Here is a 17,837-nt window from a genome sequence, read left to right as displayed (position 1 = left end):
AGGTTTCGAAATAGAAAAATAAAATTAAGGTTAATAAACAAATAGATATGATTACGATAGTAATGGCTGAAGATCACCAAATGCTCATTGATGGTGTGCTCTCTTTTTTTGAATATGATGAGGATATATCTATTTTAGGAACTGTAAATAATGGAGAAGATTTAGTAAGACTTGTTTCTCTAAAACAACCAAAACTTGTTATTACTGATATAAGAATGCCAAAAATGGACGGTATCGAAGCTACAAAGCTCATTAAGTCAAGCTTTCCTCATATCTATGTACTGGCTTTAACCATGTTTGATCAACCAGATGCCATTAAACAAATGCTCGATGCTGGAGCTACGGGATACATTTTAAAAAACTCTGGAATAAAAATGCTCTCGCAGGCAATTAAAAAGATAGTTAAAGGAGAAACGTTTTTCGACCCTAATGTTGCTTTTAATTTTATGAACAACTACATTGATGACAACGCCAACATTGGCAAAACTGAAAAAGTAGTATTATCTAATCGAGAAAAGGAAATACTTCACTTAATTGCTAATGGGAAAACTTCAAAACAAATTTCAGAAATCCTTTTTATTGCTAAAACAACTGTGGATACTCATAGAAAAAATATGATTCGTAAGCTAGCTCTTTCTAACGGGAATGAGTTGGTAAAATATGCTATTGAAAAAAAATATCAGTTCTAATTTACCTACAAGTAAGGATACCGTTCTTTCTAATTTCTATATAATTTTGAAACAATTAATAATCTATTAAACTTTAAAATTATGAACTCACGAATCATTAATAAACAATTCTCAGAATTACTAAATTCGGAAATAGGTAATACTTTAGATTTAGAAAATGAAGACGAAAATATTATTCATGTTTATAGCGATCAGTACAAGAAACTTTCCGAAGAAGAAAAATTATTAGGCTTTCATAATATCATAACAAATTCAGGGCGATGTGGTTTTGCCAATGGAGGTATGAATCAATACTTATTAAACACAGATAGCACAAACAGATATAGAGTAACTATAAAAACGAATTGGAGAAGCGGTATTCAAAGTGGTTCTCATTATAGAACTCATATTATAGAAGCTGGAAGTAAATTATTTTTAGGTTGTACCGATTCTGGATATATACCTGTTAGCTATTACAATCGTTTCGTCGTTGGTGAAGTAAAAATTAATTAAACAAATACCTTATGAAATCATTTAAACTTTTAATAATTCTACTATTATTAACATCTTTTATAAATGCTCAAGAAAAGGTTGTTACTCACTATTATATAAATGGGAATAACGTAGAATATATCGGGCGTATAAAAACAAAGTCAGAACTCAAATTAAAGTCTATTAAAGTCAAAGACAGCCTTATTGAGGCTATTAATAATAAATCAAATTTTATAGGAATCATCATTAAAACCTTAGCTAAACTGGTTGTAAATAAACTTGCAGATGTAGTCTACAAACCTGAAAGATTCGCGAAGAATAATAGTGCTAATTGTTTTTTGTTAGATGAACAAAAAGGCAAAAATGATAACATTTTTAATAAAAAGTTATTAATTTATTCTAATCATAGTGAATTACCAAGTAGCAAAAACCCCAACGGTCAAGTTAATTTTATTAAAAATAATCTTTTGCTAAACTTCACGTTTGATGACTACAAAAACTTCAAAAATCGTTTCAAAGTACTCTTATTAGATAGCTATCTGTATAATTTTACAAGCGTTAAACTAAAAAGAAAACATCATAAAGTTAATATTCTTATCGATATAACAGTTTCTTATTTTGATTATGACGGATTGCTACAATCGCATGATTTGAAAACAATTGAAATTGACAATGCTATTCCTAAAGGAAAGTCTTCAGAACTACAAATTCCACAAGAAAAAGTAAGAAGATATATTCCGATCGTTCATCCAATAGAATCAATTAGCATTAGTGTAAATGAAGTCAATACCCGCAAAAAGGTATGGGACAAATGGGTGAAAATATACACCGACAACAAAGATAAAATCAACGATTTTGTAGCTGATAAAATCGACGAACTCAATAAATAATCCTTTTTCTCTATTAATTTAATGAAAATAAAAAAGACCTGTATTTGATAAATACAGGTCTTTTTTTCTATAATTCTAGTCTTAATTAAACCAAATTGTCAAAGATTTAATTTTAGCCAAATCTGGAATTTGATCAATACTAACTTTTCGACTACCAAAATCTTTCAACCCTAAATCTTCTTTAGAAATAGATATTGTCGCATTTAAATCGTCTATAAAAAGTGTTGCCGATGAAAAAGTAGTTTCAACTTTACTAATTTTATTATTGGCATTTATTTGTTGAAAATCTGAATTAATATTTAATCCTGATATGGTTTGAAATCTCTCATCAAAAATTTCTATGCTTTTAATCGTGGAAGTAGAATCTAATTGCTCTTGTGGAACAATAGTTAATAAATGTTTACCTCCCTTTTCATAAACTTCATATTTGTCATCATCTCCAATACTAAGTTGCCCCTTATCTCCCTCGCTTAAGATTTTAACTATTGAATCTTTAGCAAAAATCGCATCAATTTCTTGTATGGTAGTTTTGGTGGTTAATTTACCAACCTTTCCTTTAGATACATCAAACTTATTATTACTACATTGAATTAAAGTCAATGAAACTAGCACCACGGCAAGTGTTTTAAATAGTTTTATCATGTAATTTGTTTTGTTTATAACGTTTTTATTTTGATTAAAATTGTTTCTATATTACTTTTTTTAAGATTCCAAATACACTTCGAATAAACGTGGCACTTGTTAAAACCTTAACTATTGGGTTCATTCGTGTACTTTTTCTTGAGGAAGACGAATTTCTTCTGGTTGACCTACTTTCCTCTTCGTCTTTTTCTTTTTCTCTATTTATTCTTTTTATTTTATCGTTTAATAATTCGTAAGCACTTTCTCTATCTACAGTTTCATTGTATTTTTTTACCAGTTTAGAGTTATCTAACACCTCCTGAATTTCCTTTTCTGAAAGTATATCCATTCTACTCATAGGCGCTCTTAACATAGTTCTTACTAACGGAGTAGGAATACCTTTTTCGTTTAATACGGAAACTAATGCTTCTCCAATTCCGAGCTGTGTTAATACTTCTTCTGTGTCGTAATACTCCGAATCTGGATAATTTTCAGAAGCTAACTTCAATGCTTTTCTGTCTTTTGCCGTAAAGGCACGCAATGCATGCTGAACTTTCATTCCTAACTGTGCTAAAACATCTTCTGGAACATCTTTTGGGTTCTGAGTTACAAAGTATAAACCTATTCCTTTAGATCTAATCAACTTTACTATGCTTTCTATTTGACTCAATAGTGCTTTGGAAGCTTCATCAAAAACCAAATGTGCTTCATCAATAAATATAATTAACTCAGGTCTTCCGCTATCTCCTTGCTCAGGAAAAGTTTCATATACTTCCGCTAGTAATTGTAACATAAATGTTGAAAATAACTTTGGTCGATCTTGAATATCCGTAAGTCTTAAAACAGAAATTACACCTCTTCCCTCTTCATCTATTCTCGTTAAGTCATCTACTTCAAAAGAACGCTCTCCAAAAAAAAGTTCACCACCTTGTTGTTCGATTTCTACAATTTTTCTTAGTATCGCTCCAGTACTCGAAGAAGAAATTCTTCCGTACTCTTCCTGAATTTCGTCTTTTCCTTCATTGGTTATAAACTGAAGTAACTTTTTAAAATCTTTTAAATCTAAAAGCGGTAATTGATTATCGTCACAATACTTAAAAATAATCGATACAATTCCGGCTTGAGTTTCAGTTAAATCTAAAATTCTCGATAGAAGCACCGGACCAAACTCCGAAACCGTTGCACGCAAACGAACACCGTCTTGTTCTGAAATCGTTAAAATTTCAACAGGAAATTTTTTCGCATCAAATGGAATACCAATTTTTTCATGTCGTTCATCTATTTTTGGGTGCCCTGAACTAGCTTGAGCTAACCCACTCAAATCACCTTTAACATCCATAAGTAATACAGGAATTCCCTTTTCAGACATATTCTCCGCCAATACTTGTAATGTTTTGGTTTTCCCTGTTCCTGTTGCTCCTGCAATTAAGCCGTGCCTATTTAAAGTTTTTAAAGGAATATTTACCAATGCATTCGTTATTGTTTCCTCTTCCAACATCCCTGCTCCTAAAGTCAAAAACTCTCCCTTACTGGCGTATCCTTCCGTAATATGATTAAAAAAAGCCTCTTTATTACTCATTTCCGTCTAAAATTTTGATAAAAATACTATTAATTATAGCATTTCAAAAAACCCCGCTAACTTTATTTATTAACTTTACCTATAACGAGATTTAAAATTCAATTTATGAAAACTAAATTAATTATTTTAGTTGTTTTATGTTCACTCAATTTTTCTTGCATTAAAAAGGAAAAACCAAACCTAACATACCATACCTCAAAACTTGAAAGAAAGAAGAATGCTCCTTTTTCAGATGCAGTTGAAGTTGGTAATACTTTATACCTTTCAGGGCAAGTAGGAATTCATCCTGATACTAAAAAGTTGGTTCCTGGTGGTATTGAAGCCGAAACAATTCAAACATTCAAAAATATTGAAGATGTATTAGTTCTACATGGATCAGACATGCAACATGTTGTAAAATGTACCGTTATTTTAGCCGATTTGAATGATTTTAATCAATTTAATACAATTTTCCGTAAATATTTCCCTAAAAATAAGCCTGCAAGAACTACCTTTGCAGCCGATTTATTGGTAGATGCCAAAATTGAAATTGATATAATTGCAGTAAAAGCAGATGGATTCAAAGACGCAAGAGTTAGTAAATAAAGGAGAAATGCTTCCTTTAATGGAGGAATTTTACACAATTCAAGGTGAGGGTGCACATACAGGAACCTCAGCTTACTTTATACGCATTGGTGGTTGTGATGTAGGTTGTCATTGGTGTGATGTTAAAGAAAGTTGGGATGCAGCACTTCATCCTCCAACACATGCTGACATTATTGTTGAGCATGCCAAAGAATATGCAGAAACGGTTGTAATTACCGGTGGTGAACCTTTAATGTGGAGCTTAGATCATATCACCAGCGAGTTGAAACGAAATAATATTAAAACTCACATAGAAACTTCGGGTGCTTACGCATTTTCAGGTATTTGGGATTGGTTCTGTCTATCTCCTAAGAAAACAAAGCTACCTCTTGAAAGAGCCTACTTAGAAGCCAACGAATTAAAAATGATTATTCATAATAAAGATGATTTTAAGTTCGCCGAAGAACAAGCAGAAAAGGTAGGTAAAAGCTGTCAATTATTTTTACAACCAGAATGGAGTAAAAAAGAAAAAATGACTCCTTTAATTATTGATTACGTCATGAAACATCCTAAATGGAGAATTTCCTTACAAACGCATAAATATTTGAATATTCCGTAATGGATATTCATTTGAGTCGTCCTAAAATAGGTTGACAGTTATTTATAAAATTTAATTAAACCAGAGAAGTTAACTTCTCTGGTTTTTTATTGTGTACAAAGTTAGGAGTTTTCATATTAAGACTTAAATGTGGTCTTTTGTTATTATAAGTATTTATAGATTCTTTAATTAACTGTTTCAACTCGTTCTGATTATTACACTTATATATTAAAAACTCTTGTTTTAATATACCATTTATACGTTCTGCTAAGGCATTTTGATAACAATCATACCCATCAGTCATAGATGGTCTTACTTTGTTTTTTAATAATGCCTTTTGATAAATATTTGAACAATATTGTAGCCCTCTATCAGAATGATGGATTAACTCTTTATCACTATTTCTGTTTTTGACAGCCATATTAAAAGCTTGTACCACATTATCTGCTCCCATATCATCACTAAGTTTATGGCCTACTATTTTTCTACTATAAGCATCTGTAACTAACGATAAATAATGCGTTTTTTCTCTACTTTTTATATATGTTATATCACTAACATAAACATGTTCCGGTCTTTCGGGAACGATGTCTTTTAATAAATTAGGATGTTTTCTTAACCAATGTTTTGAGTGTGTTGTTTTTATATAATTCTTTTTAGCCTTTATTAATAAATGTTCGGATTTTAAATAAGCGAATAAGGCATCTCTCCCTATTTTTATTTGCATTCTATCAAAGTCTTCTTTTAGTAAGTAATAGAGTTTACGAGTTCCGATTCTAGGCATTTCTCTTCGAATGGATAGTACTAGTGGCTTTATTTGTGATAAAACTTTCGCTCGATTCTCTTTACGTTTGATTCCTTGATAAACAGCTTGTCTACTAATTCCTAACAATCTACAAGAACAAGAAAGGGTTATTTCTTTATTCTGTCGGATGATTTGGATTGTTGGGATAAAAGCTTTTTTCTGATAGTAGTACCAAATTGTTTGTCTGAAACATCTATCATGGTGTTTAGTAGAAGGTTTCTTAGTTTTTCATCTTCTAACTCTTTCTCTAATCGTTTTATTTTTTGTGCTGGTGTTTCTTTTGATTTTGGCATATGATGAAGATTTGGAGTATTCCAATCTAATGTACCATATTTTCGTAACCATACCAAAACGGTGCTTCTACCTTGAATTCCATAAGCTTTTTGTATCTGTTTGTAAGTATAATTGCCTTTTTCTACTTCCGCTACTAATGCTAATTTAAAGCCTAGATTGTAATCACGTTGGGTGCGCTTAACCCACTTGTTTGTTTGATCTCTCATTATAAGTCGATTTTGTGTCAACTTATTTCAGGACGGGACAATTTCATAAAAAAAGCCGTGTTAAACACGGCTTTTTTTTATGATTTTTATTTCTTCTTTTAGAAATCTTGATTTACATCCCAAGCTTCTAATATTTCTTTAAAGGTTTTAATAAACATTCCTCCAAGTGCCCCATTAACCACTCTGTGATCATAAGAGTGAGAAACAATCATTTTTTGACGAACCCCAATAAAATCTCCTTCCGGTGTCTCTACCACTGACGGCATTTTTCTAATAGCTCCTAAAGCTAAAATAGCCACTTGAGGTTGATTAATAATTGGTGTTCCCATGATAGATCCAAAACTACCTACATTCGTAACGGTATACGTACCTCCCTGAATTTCGTCTGGTTTTAATTTATTAGCTCTTGATCTTTGCGCCAAATCGTTAACTTGCTTCGTCATTCCAACTAAACTTAATTGATCGGCATTTTTAATAACCGGTACTATTAAGTTTCCATCAGGAAGCGCAGCCGCCATTCCTAAATTAATGTTTCCTCTTTGGATAATTTTATCTCCATCAATAGAAATGTTAATTAAGGGGTGTTTCTTTATGGTCTGAGCAATAGCTTGCATGAAAATTGGGGTGAAAGTAAGCTTTTCACCTTCCCTTTGCTGGTAAGCATTTTTTACTTTATTTCTCCAATTTACAATATTGGTAACATCAATTTCAATAAACGATTGAACATGTGCAGAAGTTTGAATAGAATCAATCATATGCTTTGAAACAAGCTTACCCATTCGGCTCATTTCAATAATTTGATCCTGCCCTCCAAGTGTAATCGGAGTCGAGACTTGCTTTGGAGCAGCTTTTTCAACCTTAGTATCCGTTTTTACTACTGATTCTGAACTTACTTTAGGTTGATTACCTCTATTTTCGATAAAACTTAAAATATCATTTTTCGTAACTCTTCCTTCTTTTCCAGACCCTTGAATACCTTCCAATTCTGCAACTGAAATGCCTTCAGCTTGCGCAATACTTTTTACCAATGGAGAATAAAAACGTTCACTTGATGATGTATCAAACGTTGTACTAACAGTTTCCTTAGCATCAGAAATGCTTTTTTCGACTTCAGCAACCGCTTCAGGTACATTAGTATCGGAGTTATTTGAAGTAGCAACTCCAGTATCATCTCCCTCAACTTCAATTACTGCAATTGTTTCTCCAACTTGAACCAATGCGTCTTTTTCAAATAATATCTCAATAAGTTTCCCTTCAACTTCACTAGGTACTTCGCTATCTACTTTATCAGTGGCAACCTCTACAACGGTATCATCTAATTCAATTGTATCTCCTACCTCTTTTAGCCAAGAAGTAATCGTCGCTTCTGCAACACTTTCACCCATTTTAGGTAACTTCAGTTCGTATCTAGCCATGTTTAATTATTTTTTACGCTTGCGAATTTACTAAAAACTAATGATTTTTCTATGTTTTTCAAGCAAAAGATTTCGTAAACAATCATCATTTTTTTACATTATTCGTAAAAAAACATATTATTTTAAAGTTTTAACGAAAAATAAGTATTCTTAAAAACCTCTTTATTGAATATTCTTTATTAGTATTTAATACTAAATAGGAATTAAAAATACCATCTACAATCTAAATCGTATATCACATAGAAATAGGTTGATAAGCACCTTAAACTCACAAAAAAAGCTACAAATAAGTCTTTGTAGCTCTTCTTGTTATACCCATTTTTTCGGGCTTTTTAATACCTCTAATAGTTTTTCTTCCTCAGATCCTTGTTCTGGATGATGATCATACTTCCATTGTACAATTGGTGGTAAACTCATTAGAATACTCTCTATTCTTCCGTTCGTTTTTAATCCAAACAAAGTACCTCTATCATGAACTAAATTAAATTCTACATATCTACCTCTTCTAACCTCTTGCCAATCTTTATGATTCTGTGTGTATTCAATATCTTTTCTTCTTTCTACAATAGGTACATATGAATTCAAAAAGCTGTTACCAACTTCAGTTATAAAGTCGAAGCGATTTTTCAATGAAAACTCTTCTGTTTCTTTTAAATAGTCAAAAAACAATCCTCCCACACCTCTAGCTTCATTTCTATGAGCATTCCAAAAATAGTTATCGCAAGTTTCTTTAAACTTCGGATAAAAACTATCATGATGTTTATCACAAGCTTCCTTGCATACACCATGAAAATGTGTAACATCTTTTTCATATAAGTAATAAGGGGTCAAATCTTGGCCTCCACCAAACCATTGCGTTACTATTTCTCCCTTTTCATCATACATTTCAAAATAGCGCCAATTTGCGTGTACAGTTGGAACAAATGGGTTTTTAGGGTGAATTACTAAACTTAATCCACAAGCAAAAAAATCACCTTCTTCTACTTTGAACTGTTTTCTTAAAGCATCTGGTAATTTTCCATGAACTGCCGATATATTTACCCCTCCTTTTTCGAAAATATTACCATTTTCTATAACTCTGGTTCTCCCTCCACCTCCTTCCGAACGCTTCCAAAGGTCCTCTTTGAATTTAGCCCTTCCATCAACTTCTTCTAACGTACTTGTTATAGTATCTTGTAATTCTTGAATATAAGCGTAAAACTGGTCTTTCATTTGTGTTTCTAATTGATATACAAAAATAACTATTCTATTAATTCTTTAGTATGAATTCTTTTTATAGTTTCCGTAGTGGCTGCCGTAACTGAAAGTGGTAAAACAAGAATAACACCTATTACAGGTACCAATAAAAACAAAACGAAAACAATACCATTACCCATTGCAATTCCTTTATTTTTCCAGACGAAATTGATACTATCTTTGTATTTGTAATGTCGTTCCAAGGTATAATCCATATTTCCAAACCCTGCATAATAAGCCTGCATTAAAAATAGAAGAATAGTAGAAAATACTCCAATTACCGGAACAAAACTTAAAAGCAAAATAGGAATAGTTAATGCTAACTCTCTCGATATGTTTCGTACACTTATTTTTATTCCTCTTACTAATTGTTCTCTAAATGAAGTTGTACGGTGATCATGACTTTTACCATGAAAGTGTTTTTCTATTTTTTCAGAAACGGGACTCATAAATGGTGCTGAAAGTGCTAGTACGATATGTTTATAAAGTAATAAACCAAGAATTAGTATTATTAAGCCACTAAGGAAGGTACTAATTACTTCAAAGGTTTCTTTACCAAATTCCCATTTCCAAAAATCTGCCAAATAGTGCCCTACATTATCTGAAAGTGAATATGCGAGTGAGGCAACTACAATTGCCGTTACAACACTTATGAGTATTGGTATTACAAAATATTTCCACAATTTCAATTTTGATATTAACGGTAAGGCCTGAGCATAAGCTCGTATTCCTTTCAGCATACTAGCAATCATAAATTACAATTTATACTATAAAAGTACAAACCTCTTTCTTAAAACAGAAAGAGGTTTGTACTTTTTTTATTGTTAAATAAATTTTACAAAACTGGCTTAATAAATTCTTCGAGTTCCTTTTCGTTAATTTCGTTGACTTTATCCCAGTTCATTTCTTTAGACGGGTACGCTGCACCTCTTCTAATACTAATAAACTTTTTATCTTTTCCTATTAAATAAGTAGTTGGATAATCTAGCTTGTGAACGAAACCGTATGACTCCGTGTATGCTTTATTATCAAACTTCTTAGTTGGAGGAACTAATTTAATTCTTGGATCAAGTTTCTTTTGCATTCTTTGGATTCCGTTTAGGTCATCCCAGAAAAACATTACAAATTCAACTTTTCCATCATACTTCTCTACCATTTTGTTAAGTGCTGGAATATCGCCCCAACAAGGAGCACATCTTGTAGATGCAGCTATTAACACAATTGGTGTTTTAACTTGGTCTGTGCTTATTTTTTTTCCATCAATTGTTACGAAATCATAATTTAAAAGATAAGAACCTTTAAGGCAATTATTAATTAAACCTTCCGCTGTTTCTTCCTCACAATTGTTTACGGCAAAATTGTAATATACCTTCTCTTGTGCTGAAAGTCCAATTGAAAACAAAATAATTAATAAGAATACTACTTTCTTCATATACTATAGGGTAATTAAGGGGATTACTATATTATACCTTGTATTCCTTTACCGCTTCGATAAACGCTTGAGCGTTTTCTAAAGGAATATTGGGTAAAATTCCATGCCCCAAGTTAACAATATATTTGTCTTTACCAAACTCATTTATCATTTGGTGTACCATTTTTTTAATGTCAGCGGGCGGAGATAACAATCTTGAGGGATCAAAATTACCTTGTAAGGTTATGTTTCCTCCAGTTAAATAACGTGCGTTTCTAGGAGAACAAGTCCAGTCCACTCCTAAAGCTGATGCATTCGACTTAGCCATAACATCAAGTGCAAACCAGCATCCTTTTCCAAAAGCAATAACTGGAACTTCATCTTTTAACGCTTCAATTATTTGGTTTATATAACGCCAAGAGAATTCTTGATAATCTGTTGGAGACAACATTCCTCCCCAAGAGTCAAAAATTTGCACAGCGTTTACACCTGCTTTTACCTTTGCTTTTAAATATGCAATTGTGGTCAATGTTATTTTAGTAAGCAATTCGTGTGCCAAAATTGGTTGCGAAAAACAAAATTCTTTTGCTTTATCAAAATTCTTAGACCCTTGGCCTTGTACCATATAGCACAAAATTGTCCAAGGTGAACCTGCGAACCCAATTAATGGAACCTCATCGTTTAATTTTTCTTTGGTTGCCTTAATTGCATCCATTACATATCCTAATTCTTCATAAACATCAGGAATTATAACTTGATCTAAACTTTTTCTGTCTCTTATAGGATTTGGTAAATAGGGGCCGAAGTCAGGTTTCATTTCAACTTCAACATTCATTGCCTGAGGAATTACCAAAATATCCGAAAATAGAATAGCCGCATCCATACCATATCTGCGAATTGGTTGAACTGTTATTTCAGAAGCCAATTCAGGAGTTTTACATCTTGTAAAAAAGTCGTACTTCTTTTTTAACTCCATAAACTCAGGTAAATATCTACCTGCTTGACGCATCATCCAAACTGGTGGCCTATCCACCGTTTCACCCTTTAAGGCTCTTAAAAATAAATCGTTTTTAATCATTTTTAAATTTTCGCCTCTACGAAGATAATAAAGTAAATTCTAAATTTATAAATACCAAATATTTACTTCTACTCTATGAGGCTTTTTTTAATTACATATTCGCTACTGCTTCAATTGATTTATCAATCGCTTTCATTATTTTCTTCATATCCTTCTCTGAAATTGCAGATGATAAGAACCACGCTTCAAATTGTGATGGAGGTAAAAACACACCATTTCTTATCATTTCCCAGAAGAATACAGCAAACTTTTTCGTGTCACTCGTTTGAGCCTGTTCAAAATTAGTTACATGCACATTCGTAAAAAAAGGATTTATCATCGAACCAAATCTGTTCACTGTTATTTCCACTCCATACTTTTTTGCAGACTCTAGCAAAAATACTTCTATTATTTGCGCAACCTCGTTAAACTTTTCATAAGGATTTTGCTTCTTTAACTCGGAAAGTGTTGAAATACCCGCGGCCATCGCAATAGGGTTACCACTTAGTGTTCCCGCTTGGTACATACCTCCTAATGGGGCAACCATTTCCATAATTTCGTTTCTCGCTCCGTAAGCACCTACAGGAAAACCTCCTCCTATTACTTTTCCTAAACAAGTAATATCTGCTTCCACTTCGAATAATTCCTGTGCTCCTCCAAACTTAGATCTAAAACCAGTCATTACTTCATCAACTATAAGCAATGCTCCTTTAGAGTTTACATATTCCTTTAGTTCTTTTAAAAACCCATTTTGAGGAGTTACTACTCCCATATTTCCAGCTACTGGCTCTAAAATAATCCCTGCAATATCATCATGTTCTTCGAAATGCGCTTTAACACTATCTAAGTCATTATAATTTGCTATTAACGTATTTTTCACAGCTCCTTCAGGTACTCCTTTACTGCCTGGTAGACTTAATGTAGCTAATCCTGAACCCGCTGCAACCAGCAAAGCATCTTGATGTCCATGATAGCAACCAGAAAACTTTATAATTTTATCTTTTCCTGTAAACGCTCTCGCTAAACGGATTCCACTCAAAACAGCTTCTGTACCTGAGTTTACGAAACGAACTTTATCCATTCCTGGAAATGCATCGCAAACAATTTTAGCCAGTTTAATTTCGTTTTTTGTAGACGCACCGAAAGAATAACCACTTTTTAGTGCTTTAGTAATTGCTTTTTGAACTTTCTTATGTCGATGACCCAGTATCATTGGTCCATACGACAAAACTAAATCGATATAAGAATTACCGTCAACATCGGTAATTTTACTCCCTTTGGCTTTTTTAATAAATAAAGGATTTCCTCCAACTGATGCAAACGCCCTAACTGGAGAGTTTACTGCGCCAACCATGTTTTTTAAGCCTTTATTGTAAAGTTCTTGCGATTTTTTAAACTCCATCAAACTTTATACTATTTTTAGTTGTTTTTATTCGTTTATTGTTTCTCTACCTTTAATACTAGAGCTGATTGTTTCCCTTCTCCTAAATCAAAGTAAAATTCATTTTTTGTTGATTCTACTTTTATTATCATAGCTTTAAACTCATTCTTCTCCGTTCCAATATGAACTTCATTTCCTTTCACCTTCCATTGAGCACCTCTTAACACTTTAATAGCATCCGAAAAAGTTTCAGACATATGTGTTGTTTTTATACCAAAATTATTACTCTTTTTAAAATAAAAATAAGCTCCTTTAAAACCATCTATTAATTCCTTAGAATTAGATTTCTTAGAAGATCTTTTTACTTCTTCTACCTTCCAAACACCTTCTATAGCTTCCTTTTTAAGGTCTTGAGAAAATAAGTTGGTTAACGAGAATAATGCTATAATCAATAAAAACTTTTTCATTTGTTTATTTATTTTTACGTTCATGTTTACATCTTAATTGCCTAAAATTAATCAATACCTAGAACATTATATGTTTTAAACATGTTAATTTAGTTATTGAACTCATTTACTTCTTTAATAACTGAGCTACTTCTTTAGCAAAATATGTAAGAATAATATCGGCTCCTGCTCTTTTTATTGACAATAAAGTTTCCATCATTACTTTTTCTCCATCAAGCCATCCTTTCTCTGCCGCTGCTTTGAGCATCGCATACTCGCCACTTACATTGTAAGCCGTAACAGGCACATCAAAATTATCTTTCAATGATTTTATTATATCTAAATATGCCAGAGCAGGTTTCACCATGATCATATCGGCTCCCTCTTCAATATCTAATTCAGCTTCAATTAATGCTTCTCTTGAATTTGCGGGACTCATTTGATAGGTTTTTTTATCTCCAAATTTTGGAGCAGAATCTAAAGCATCTCTAAATGGTCCATAGAAAGCACTCGCATATTTTGCAGTATAAGACATAATAGATACATGTGTATATCCTGCTTTATCCAATACGTTTCTGATGTATCCAACGCGACCATCCATCATATCAGATGGACCTAAAATATCAGCACCAGCCTCTGCTTGCGCTAAAGCCATTTTACCTAAAACCTCAAGAGTTTCATCATTGAGTATTTCTCCATTCTCAACAATACCATCATGTCCATCACTTGAATAAGGATCCATAGCAATGTCAGTCATTAAAGCAACTTCAGGAAATTTCAATTTTATTTCTCTCAACGCTTTACTATAAAGTCCTGCTTTATTATGACCTTCTGTTGCGTATTTGTCCTTTTTGTCATCACCTAACGAAGGAAACACACAGAAACCTTTAATTCCTAGTTCAACACATTCTTTGATTTCTTCCAACAGCAAATCCAATGAGTAGCGATAGATTCCTGGCATAGATTCTATTTCTTGCTTTTCATTAGTTCCTTCTATAAGAAATAAAGGGAAAATAAAGTCATTTACAGATAAAATGTTTTCCTCTACCATTGCTCTTATTGCGGCAGATTTACGGTTCCTTCTTGGCCTTTTTGTTTTAAACATTGAATTTAGTTATAAACTACTTTGTAGGATTTTGTAAATTGAGTTTTATATACTCGTTCTATAAAAAAGGAGATATAAAATCATATCTCTTTTCAATAATTAGTCTTCTTTTGCAAAATGTAAGTTCACCATTTCTATTACACTTTCAACGGTAGGGATTTTTGCTACTTGCACATTCTTAAAACTTTTTGAAGCTTCTTTAGCTGTTGTTTCTCCGATACAAAAAGCTATTTTATTTGCTTCATTTTCCCTCATATAGCTTTCAACAGTTGAAGGACTGTAGAACAAAACACCTTCAATTTTATCATCTAGTTTAACAGGGCTGTACATTGTTTTATAAGCTTCAACCTCGTTGACGATAACATCTTTTGCTTTTAATAAAACATTTAAGGTATCTAACCTTAAATTACTACAAAAATATGTTACTTCTTTTTTCTCTATATTTTCAGCTAAGTATTTTGCTAATTTTTGAGCATTATTCTCTGAGTGCTTAACTTTTCCAATCTTCTGCTCTATTAACTTTTTAGTACGTCTACCAACGCAATAAATGTTCTTAAAATTTAATTCTTCTTTGGTGAAATTATACAATAAAGCTTCCACTCCATTTTTACTCGTAATAACAACATTTTCCAACTCTTTCTTAACTTCCTTTGGAGCAATACGATTGTATCTGATTTTAATAAAATCGCTATCCTCAACACTCACAGTAGTAGGTAATAATTTTTTTTGAGCTTCAGAAAGTTTTTTTGTTGAATAAACAGAAAACTCTTTTTCTATTCCTTCATCTTCCATCATAATAAACTTCCCTCCTCTTTCAATAATTTTAGCAGCACAATCCTTCGCTACGTATTTATGAGCTCCTAGCTTAACTTTTTTAACTACTTCAAGTTTCTTACTTCCATCTCTGCTCAATAATACTCCTTTGAATGTAATCTCTTTTTCAACCTCGTTGATCATTGCCAAAGCTCCAATTGGAGCAGTACAACCACCTTCAAGTCGGTTTAGAAACTCTCTTTCTATCCCTGTACAAGTTGCAGTATCTCTATCGTTTATAATAGCACATGCCTCTATTGAAAATTCATCTTCTTCCAAAGCAGTTACCATAATCGCTCCTTGAGCTGGGGCTGGAATCATCCATGATAAAGAAATTGCACCTTTCGGCCTTTTCCCTATTCTTTCTAATCCAGCAGCCGCAAAAACAGCTCCATTCCATTCATTATTATCGAGTTTATCTAGACGAGTATTAACATTCCCTCTTAAGTCGACAACTTCATGTGTTGGATACCTATTTAACCATTGCGCTTTTCTTCGAAGACTTCCTGTTGCAATAACTCCTTGTTGTTGCCCCATAAATTCTTCAGTATCTTTTAATACTAAAATATCGTTGTAATTAGCTCTTTTTAATACCGCGGCTTGAATAATTCCTTTGGGTAAAACCGTTGGTACATCTTTCATGGAATGAACAGCAATATCTATATCGCCATTCAACATAGCAATATCTAGATTTTTAGTAAATATCCCTGTAATTCCTAATTCGTATAAAGGTTTATCTAATACAATGTCTCCAGTAGATTTAATTGGTACTATTTGTGTTTGATATCCTTGTTCTTCGAGTTGCTTTCGTACATTGTTAGCTTGCCACAATGCCAACTCGCTTTCACGAGTACCTATTCTAATGATTTTTTGTTGCATCTACTGATTCTAAATTATTTCCAAAAACTTTAGACATTACTTCAATACTTTGATTAATTGAAGTGTTTTCGTTTTTTAAATGTTTTACAAATTGCGTTGTTATCTTCTGAATTAACCTCGATGTGATAACTTCTGCTTGTTCTTCATCAAAGTTCTGTATTTTTTTCTTGTGAAAGTCTATTTCATTTTTTTGAATGGCTTGCAAAGATTGCTTTAAAGCATTAATTGCAGGTGTAAATTTCCTGTGATTTAACCACTCATTGAACTCTTCTTTATGAGTATTTATAATAGACTCTGCAACAGGAACCTCCTGTTCTCTTATGGCTAAAGTTTCGTCGGTTATTTTAGATAGTTCATCTACGTTAATTACGGTAACACCTTCAAGTTCATTTACCTCAGATGAAACATTTGCAGGCATTGACAAATCAAGTATTAGTAATTTTTTATTTTTTGGTATATGATCTTTAGTAATTGTAGGCTTATTAGCTCCTGTTGATACAATTAAAACATCAGCCGCTGCTACCTCACTATGTAATTCATTAAATTTTGCATGTCTTATCAAACTATGCTCTGTTACGAACTCTTCAACTTTCTGCTCCGTTCTATTGATAAGACTTAAGGTTTTGTTATTCGTGTATTCCGCCAGGTTTTTACAGGTGTGTTTTCCCATTTTCCCTAACCCAAATACTAGAATATTCTTAATGTTATAATCCGATACGTTTTCTATTAAATATTGCACAGCTGCATACGATACTGATGTTGTACCCGAACTAAGTTTGGTTTCATTCTTCACACGCTTACTAGCCTGCATTACACAATTTAACAAACGCTCTAAATACGCATTAGTTGTACCAGCTTCCTTTGCCTGTTTAAACGCCTGACGCAATTGTCCTACAATTTCATAATCTCCAAGAATTTGGCTATCTAACCCAGTTCCCGTTCTGAATAAATGTTGTATCGCATCTTGACCTTTATTAACATATGAAACCTTTGCAAATTCTTCAACAGAACCATTGGAATGATTACACAACATGCTAATAAGTTGAAAAGGGTGTTCAGCAAAACCGCTTATTTCTGTTCTGTTGCACGTTGATAAAACGAAAAGTTCGTTCATCCCTCTTTGCTTAGCCTCTTCTAAGAGAGCTTGTTGGTTATCTTTTGATAAAGAGAATTTTCCTCTTGTATTGGCATCAGCTTTTACGTAACTGATTCCTATATTGTAAAACTTAGTAGGTCTATTGTCTGTATGCATTAATGTCTTCTTCCTAAAAATCATTCAAAAATAAAAACTTTGTTTCTTTAAAAATGTCGCTAGAGGAACTTTTAATGTCGTTTCAAGTTTTTTAAACTCACAATATCGCTAAAACCCCTAAAAAT

At 32.5% G+C, this 17,837-nt stretch carries 18 protein-coding genes; 5 read left to right on the top strand and 13 right to left on the bottom strand.

Features of this window, described 5'->3' with window-relative positions; genetic code table 11:
• Positions 1-47 precede the first annotated feature (47 nt).
• From BLW23_RS19535 to BLW23_RS19525, 3 genes are all read left to right on the top strand, one after another.
• Positions 48-689 (top strand): response regulator, encoded by a 642-nt coding sequence (locus BLW23_RS19535; RefSeq protein ID WP_176829883.1) that lies wholly within the window; start codon positions 48-50, stop codon positions 687-689.
• Positions 690-770: 81 nt separating this feature from the next.
• On the top strand, positions 771-1,181 hold the full coding sequence (locus tag BLW23_RS19530; protein WP_093673040.1) for a hypothetical protein: 411 nt from the start codon (positions 771-773) through the stop codon (positions 1,179-1,181).
• An 11-nt stretch (positions 1,182-1,192) separates the two neighbouring features.
• Complete coding sequence (locus BLW23_RS19525; RefSeq protein WP_093673038.1) at positions 1,193-2,050, top strand: hypothetical protein; 858 nt, start codon at positions 1,193-1,195, stop codon at positions 2,048-2,050.
• A gap of 81 nt (positions 2,051-2,131) precedes the next feature.
• Here the strand turns inward: BLW23_RS19525 and BLW23_RS19520 are convergent, their stop codons facing one another.
• Positions 2,132-2,692: a hypothetical protein gene (locus BLW23_RS19520; protein ID WP_093673036.1), complete on the bottom strand. Its 561-nt coding sequence runs from the start codon at positions 2,690-2,692 to the stop codon at positions 2,132-2,134.
• Positions 2,693-2,738: 46 nt separating this feature from the next.
• A complete protein-coding gene (locus BLW23_RS19515; protein ID WP_093673034.1) occupies positions 2,739-4,250 on the bottom strand; it encodes a helicase HerA-like domain-containing protein in 1,512 nt (503 codons plus the stop codon).
• A gap of 105 nt (positions 4,251-4,355) precedes the next feature.
• Here BLW23_RS19515 and BLW23_RS19510 point away from each other — a divergent pair, with 105 nt between their 5' ends.
• Entirely contained in the window at positions 4,356-4,835 is a 480-nt protein-coding gene (locus BLW23_RS19510; protein WP_093673032.1) for a RidA family protein, read from the top strand.
• The gene (locus tag BLW23_RS19505) at positions 4,804-5,433 is read left to right on the top strand and encodes a 7-carboxy-7-deazaguanine synthase QueE (protein WP_093673030.1); all 630 of its coding nucleotides are present in this window, start codon (positions 4,804-4,806) and stop codon (positions 5,431-5,433) included. The genes BLW23_RS19510 and BLW23_RS19505 overlap by 32 nt, the downstream gene beginning before the upstream one ends.
• A 55-nt stretch (positions 5,434-5,488) precedes the next feature.
• Here the strand turns inward: BLW23_RS19505 and BLW23_RS19500 are convergent.
• The 11 genes from BLW23_RS19500 to hemA all read right to left on the bottom strand — a co-directional run bounded on the left by BLW23_RS19500 (position 5,489) and on the right by hemA (position 17,712).
• A protein-coding gene (locus tag BLW23_RS19500; protein WP_410529759.1) for an IS3 family transposase occupies positions 5,489-6,717 on the bottom strand; the annotation gives its coding sequence in 2 pieces (ribosomal slippage) (positions 5,489-6,357 and positions 6,357-6,717; 1,230 coding nt in all).
• Positions 6,718-6,815: 98 nt separating this feature from the next.
• On the bottom strand, positions 6,816-8,132 hold the full coding sequence (locus BLW23_RS19495) for a dihydrolipoamide acetyltransferase family protein (protein WP_093673026.1): 1,317 nt from the start codon (positions 8,130-8,132) through the stop codon (positions 6,816-6,818).
• A 309-nt stretch (positions 8,133-8,441) separates the two neighbouring features.
• Positions 8,442-9,344: an oxygen-dependent coproporphyrinogen oxidase gene (hemF, locus tag BLW23_RS19490; RefSeq protein ID WP_093673024.1), complete on the bottom strand. Its 903-nt coding sequence runs from the start codon at positions 9,342-9,344 to the stop codon at positions 8,442-8,444.
• Between the two features lie 29 nt (positions 9,345-9,373).
• Positions 9,374-10,120 (bottom strand): EI24 domain-containing protein, encoded by a 747-nt coding sequence (locus BLW23_RS19485; RefSeq protein WP_093673022.1) that lies wholly within the window; start codon positions 10,118-10,120, stop codon positions 9,374-9,376.
• An 83-nt stretch (positions 10,121-10,203) separates the two neighbouring features.
• On the bottom strand, positions 10,204-10,800 hold the full coding sequence (locus BLW23_RS19480; protein ID WP_093673020.1) for a TlpA family protein disulfide reductase: 597 nt from the start codon (positions 10,798-10,800) through the stop codon (positions 10,204-10,206).
• A gap of 31 nt (positions 10,801-10,831) precedes the next feature.
• Positions 10,832-11,857: a uroporphyrinogen decarboxylase gene (gene hemE, locus BLW23_RS19475; protein WP_093673018.1), complete on the bottom strand. Its 1,026-nt coding sequence runs from the start codon at positions 11,855-11,857 to the stop codon at positions 10,832-10,834.
• Positions 11,858-11,948: 91 nt separating this feature from the next.
• Positions 11,949-13,238, bottom strand: coding sequence for a glutamate-1-semialdehyde 2,1-aminomutase (gene hemL, locus BLW23_RS19470; protein ID WP_093673016.1), 1,290 nt, complete (start codon positions 13,236-13,238; stop codon positions 11,949-11,951).
• A 35-nt stretch (positions 13,239-13,273) separates the two neighbouring features.
• Positions 13,274-13,684, bottom strand: a complete 411-nt coding sequence (locus BLW23_RS19465) for a hypothetical protein (RefSeq protein WP_143032233.1) — start codon at positions 13,682-13,684, stop codon at positions 13,274-13,276.
• 106 nt (positions 13,685-13,790) lie between these two features.
• Positions 13,791-14,768, bottom strand: coding sequence for a porphobilinogen synthase (gene hemB / locus BLW23_RS19460; RefSeq protein WP_093673012.1), 978 nt, complete (start codon positions 14,766-14,768; stop codon positions 13,791-13,793).
• A 99-nt stretch (positions 14,769-14,867) separates the two neighbouring features.
• Positions 14,868-16,460, bottom strand: a complete 1,593-nt coding sequence (hemC, locus tag BLW23_RS19455; protein WP_093673010.1) for a hydroxymethylbilane synthase — start codon at positions 16,458-16,460, stop codon at positions 14,868-14,870.
• Positions 16,441-17,712, bottom strand: coding sequence for a glutamyl-tRNA reductase (gene hemA, locus BLW23_RS19450; protein WP_093673008.1), 1,272 nt, complete (start codon positions 17,710-17,712; stop codon positions 16,441-16,443). Before hemA ends, hemC begins: the two co-directional genes overlap by 20 nt.
• Positions 17,713-17,837: the final 125 nt, after the last annotated feature.

This window comes from Tenacibaculum sp. MAR_2009_124 (assembly GCF_900105455.1).
Classification (GTDB): Bacteria; Bacteroidota; Bacteroidia; order Flavobacteriales; family Flavobacteriaceae; genus Polaribacter.
Note: the sequence above shows the minus strand (reverse complement) of the source record. Positions and strands in the feature narration are given on the sequence as shown.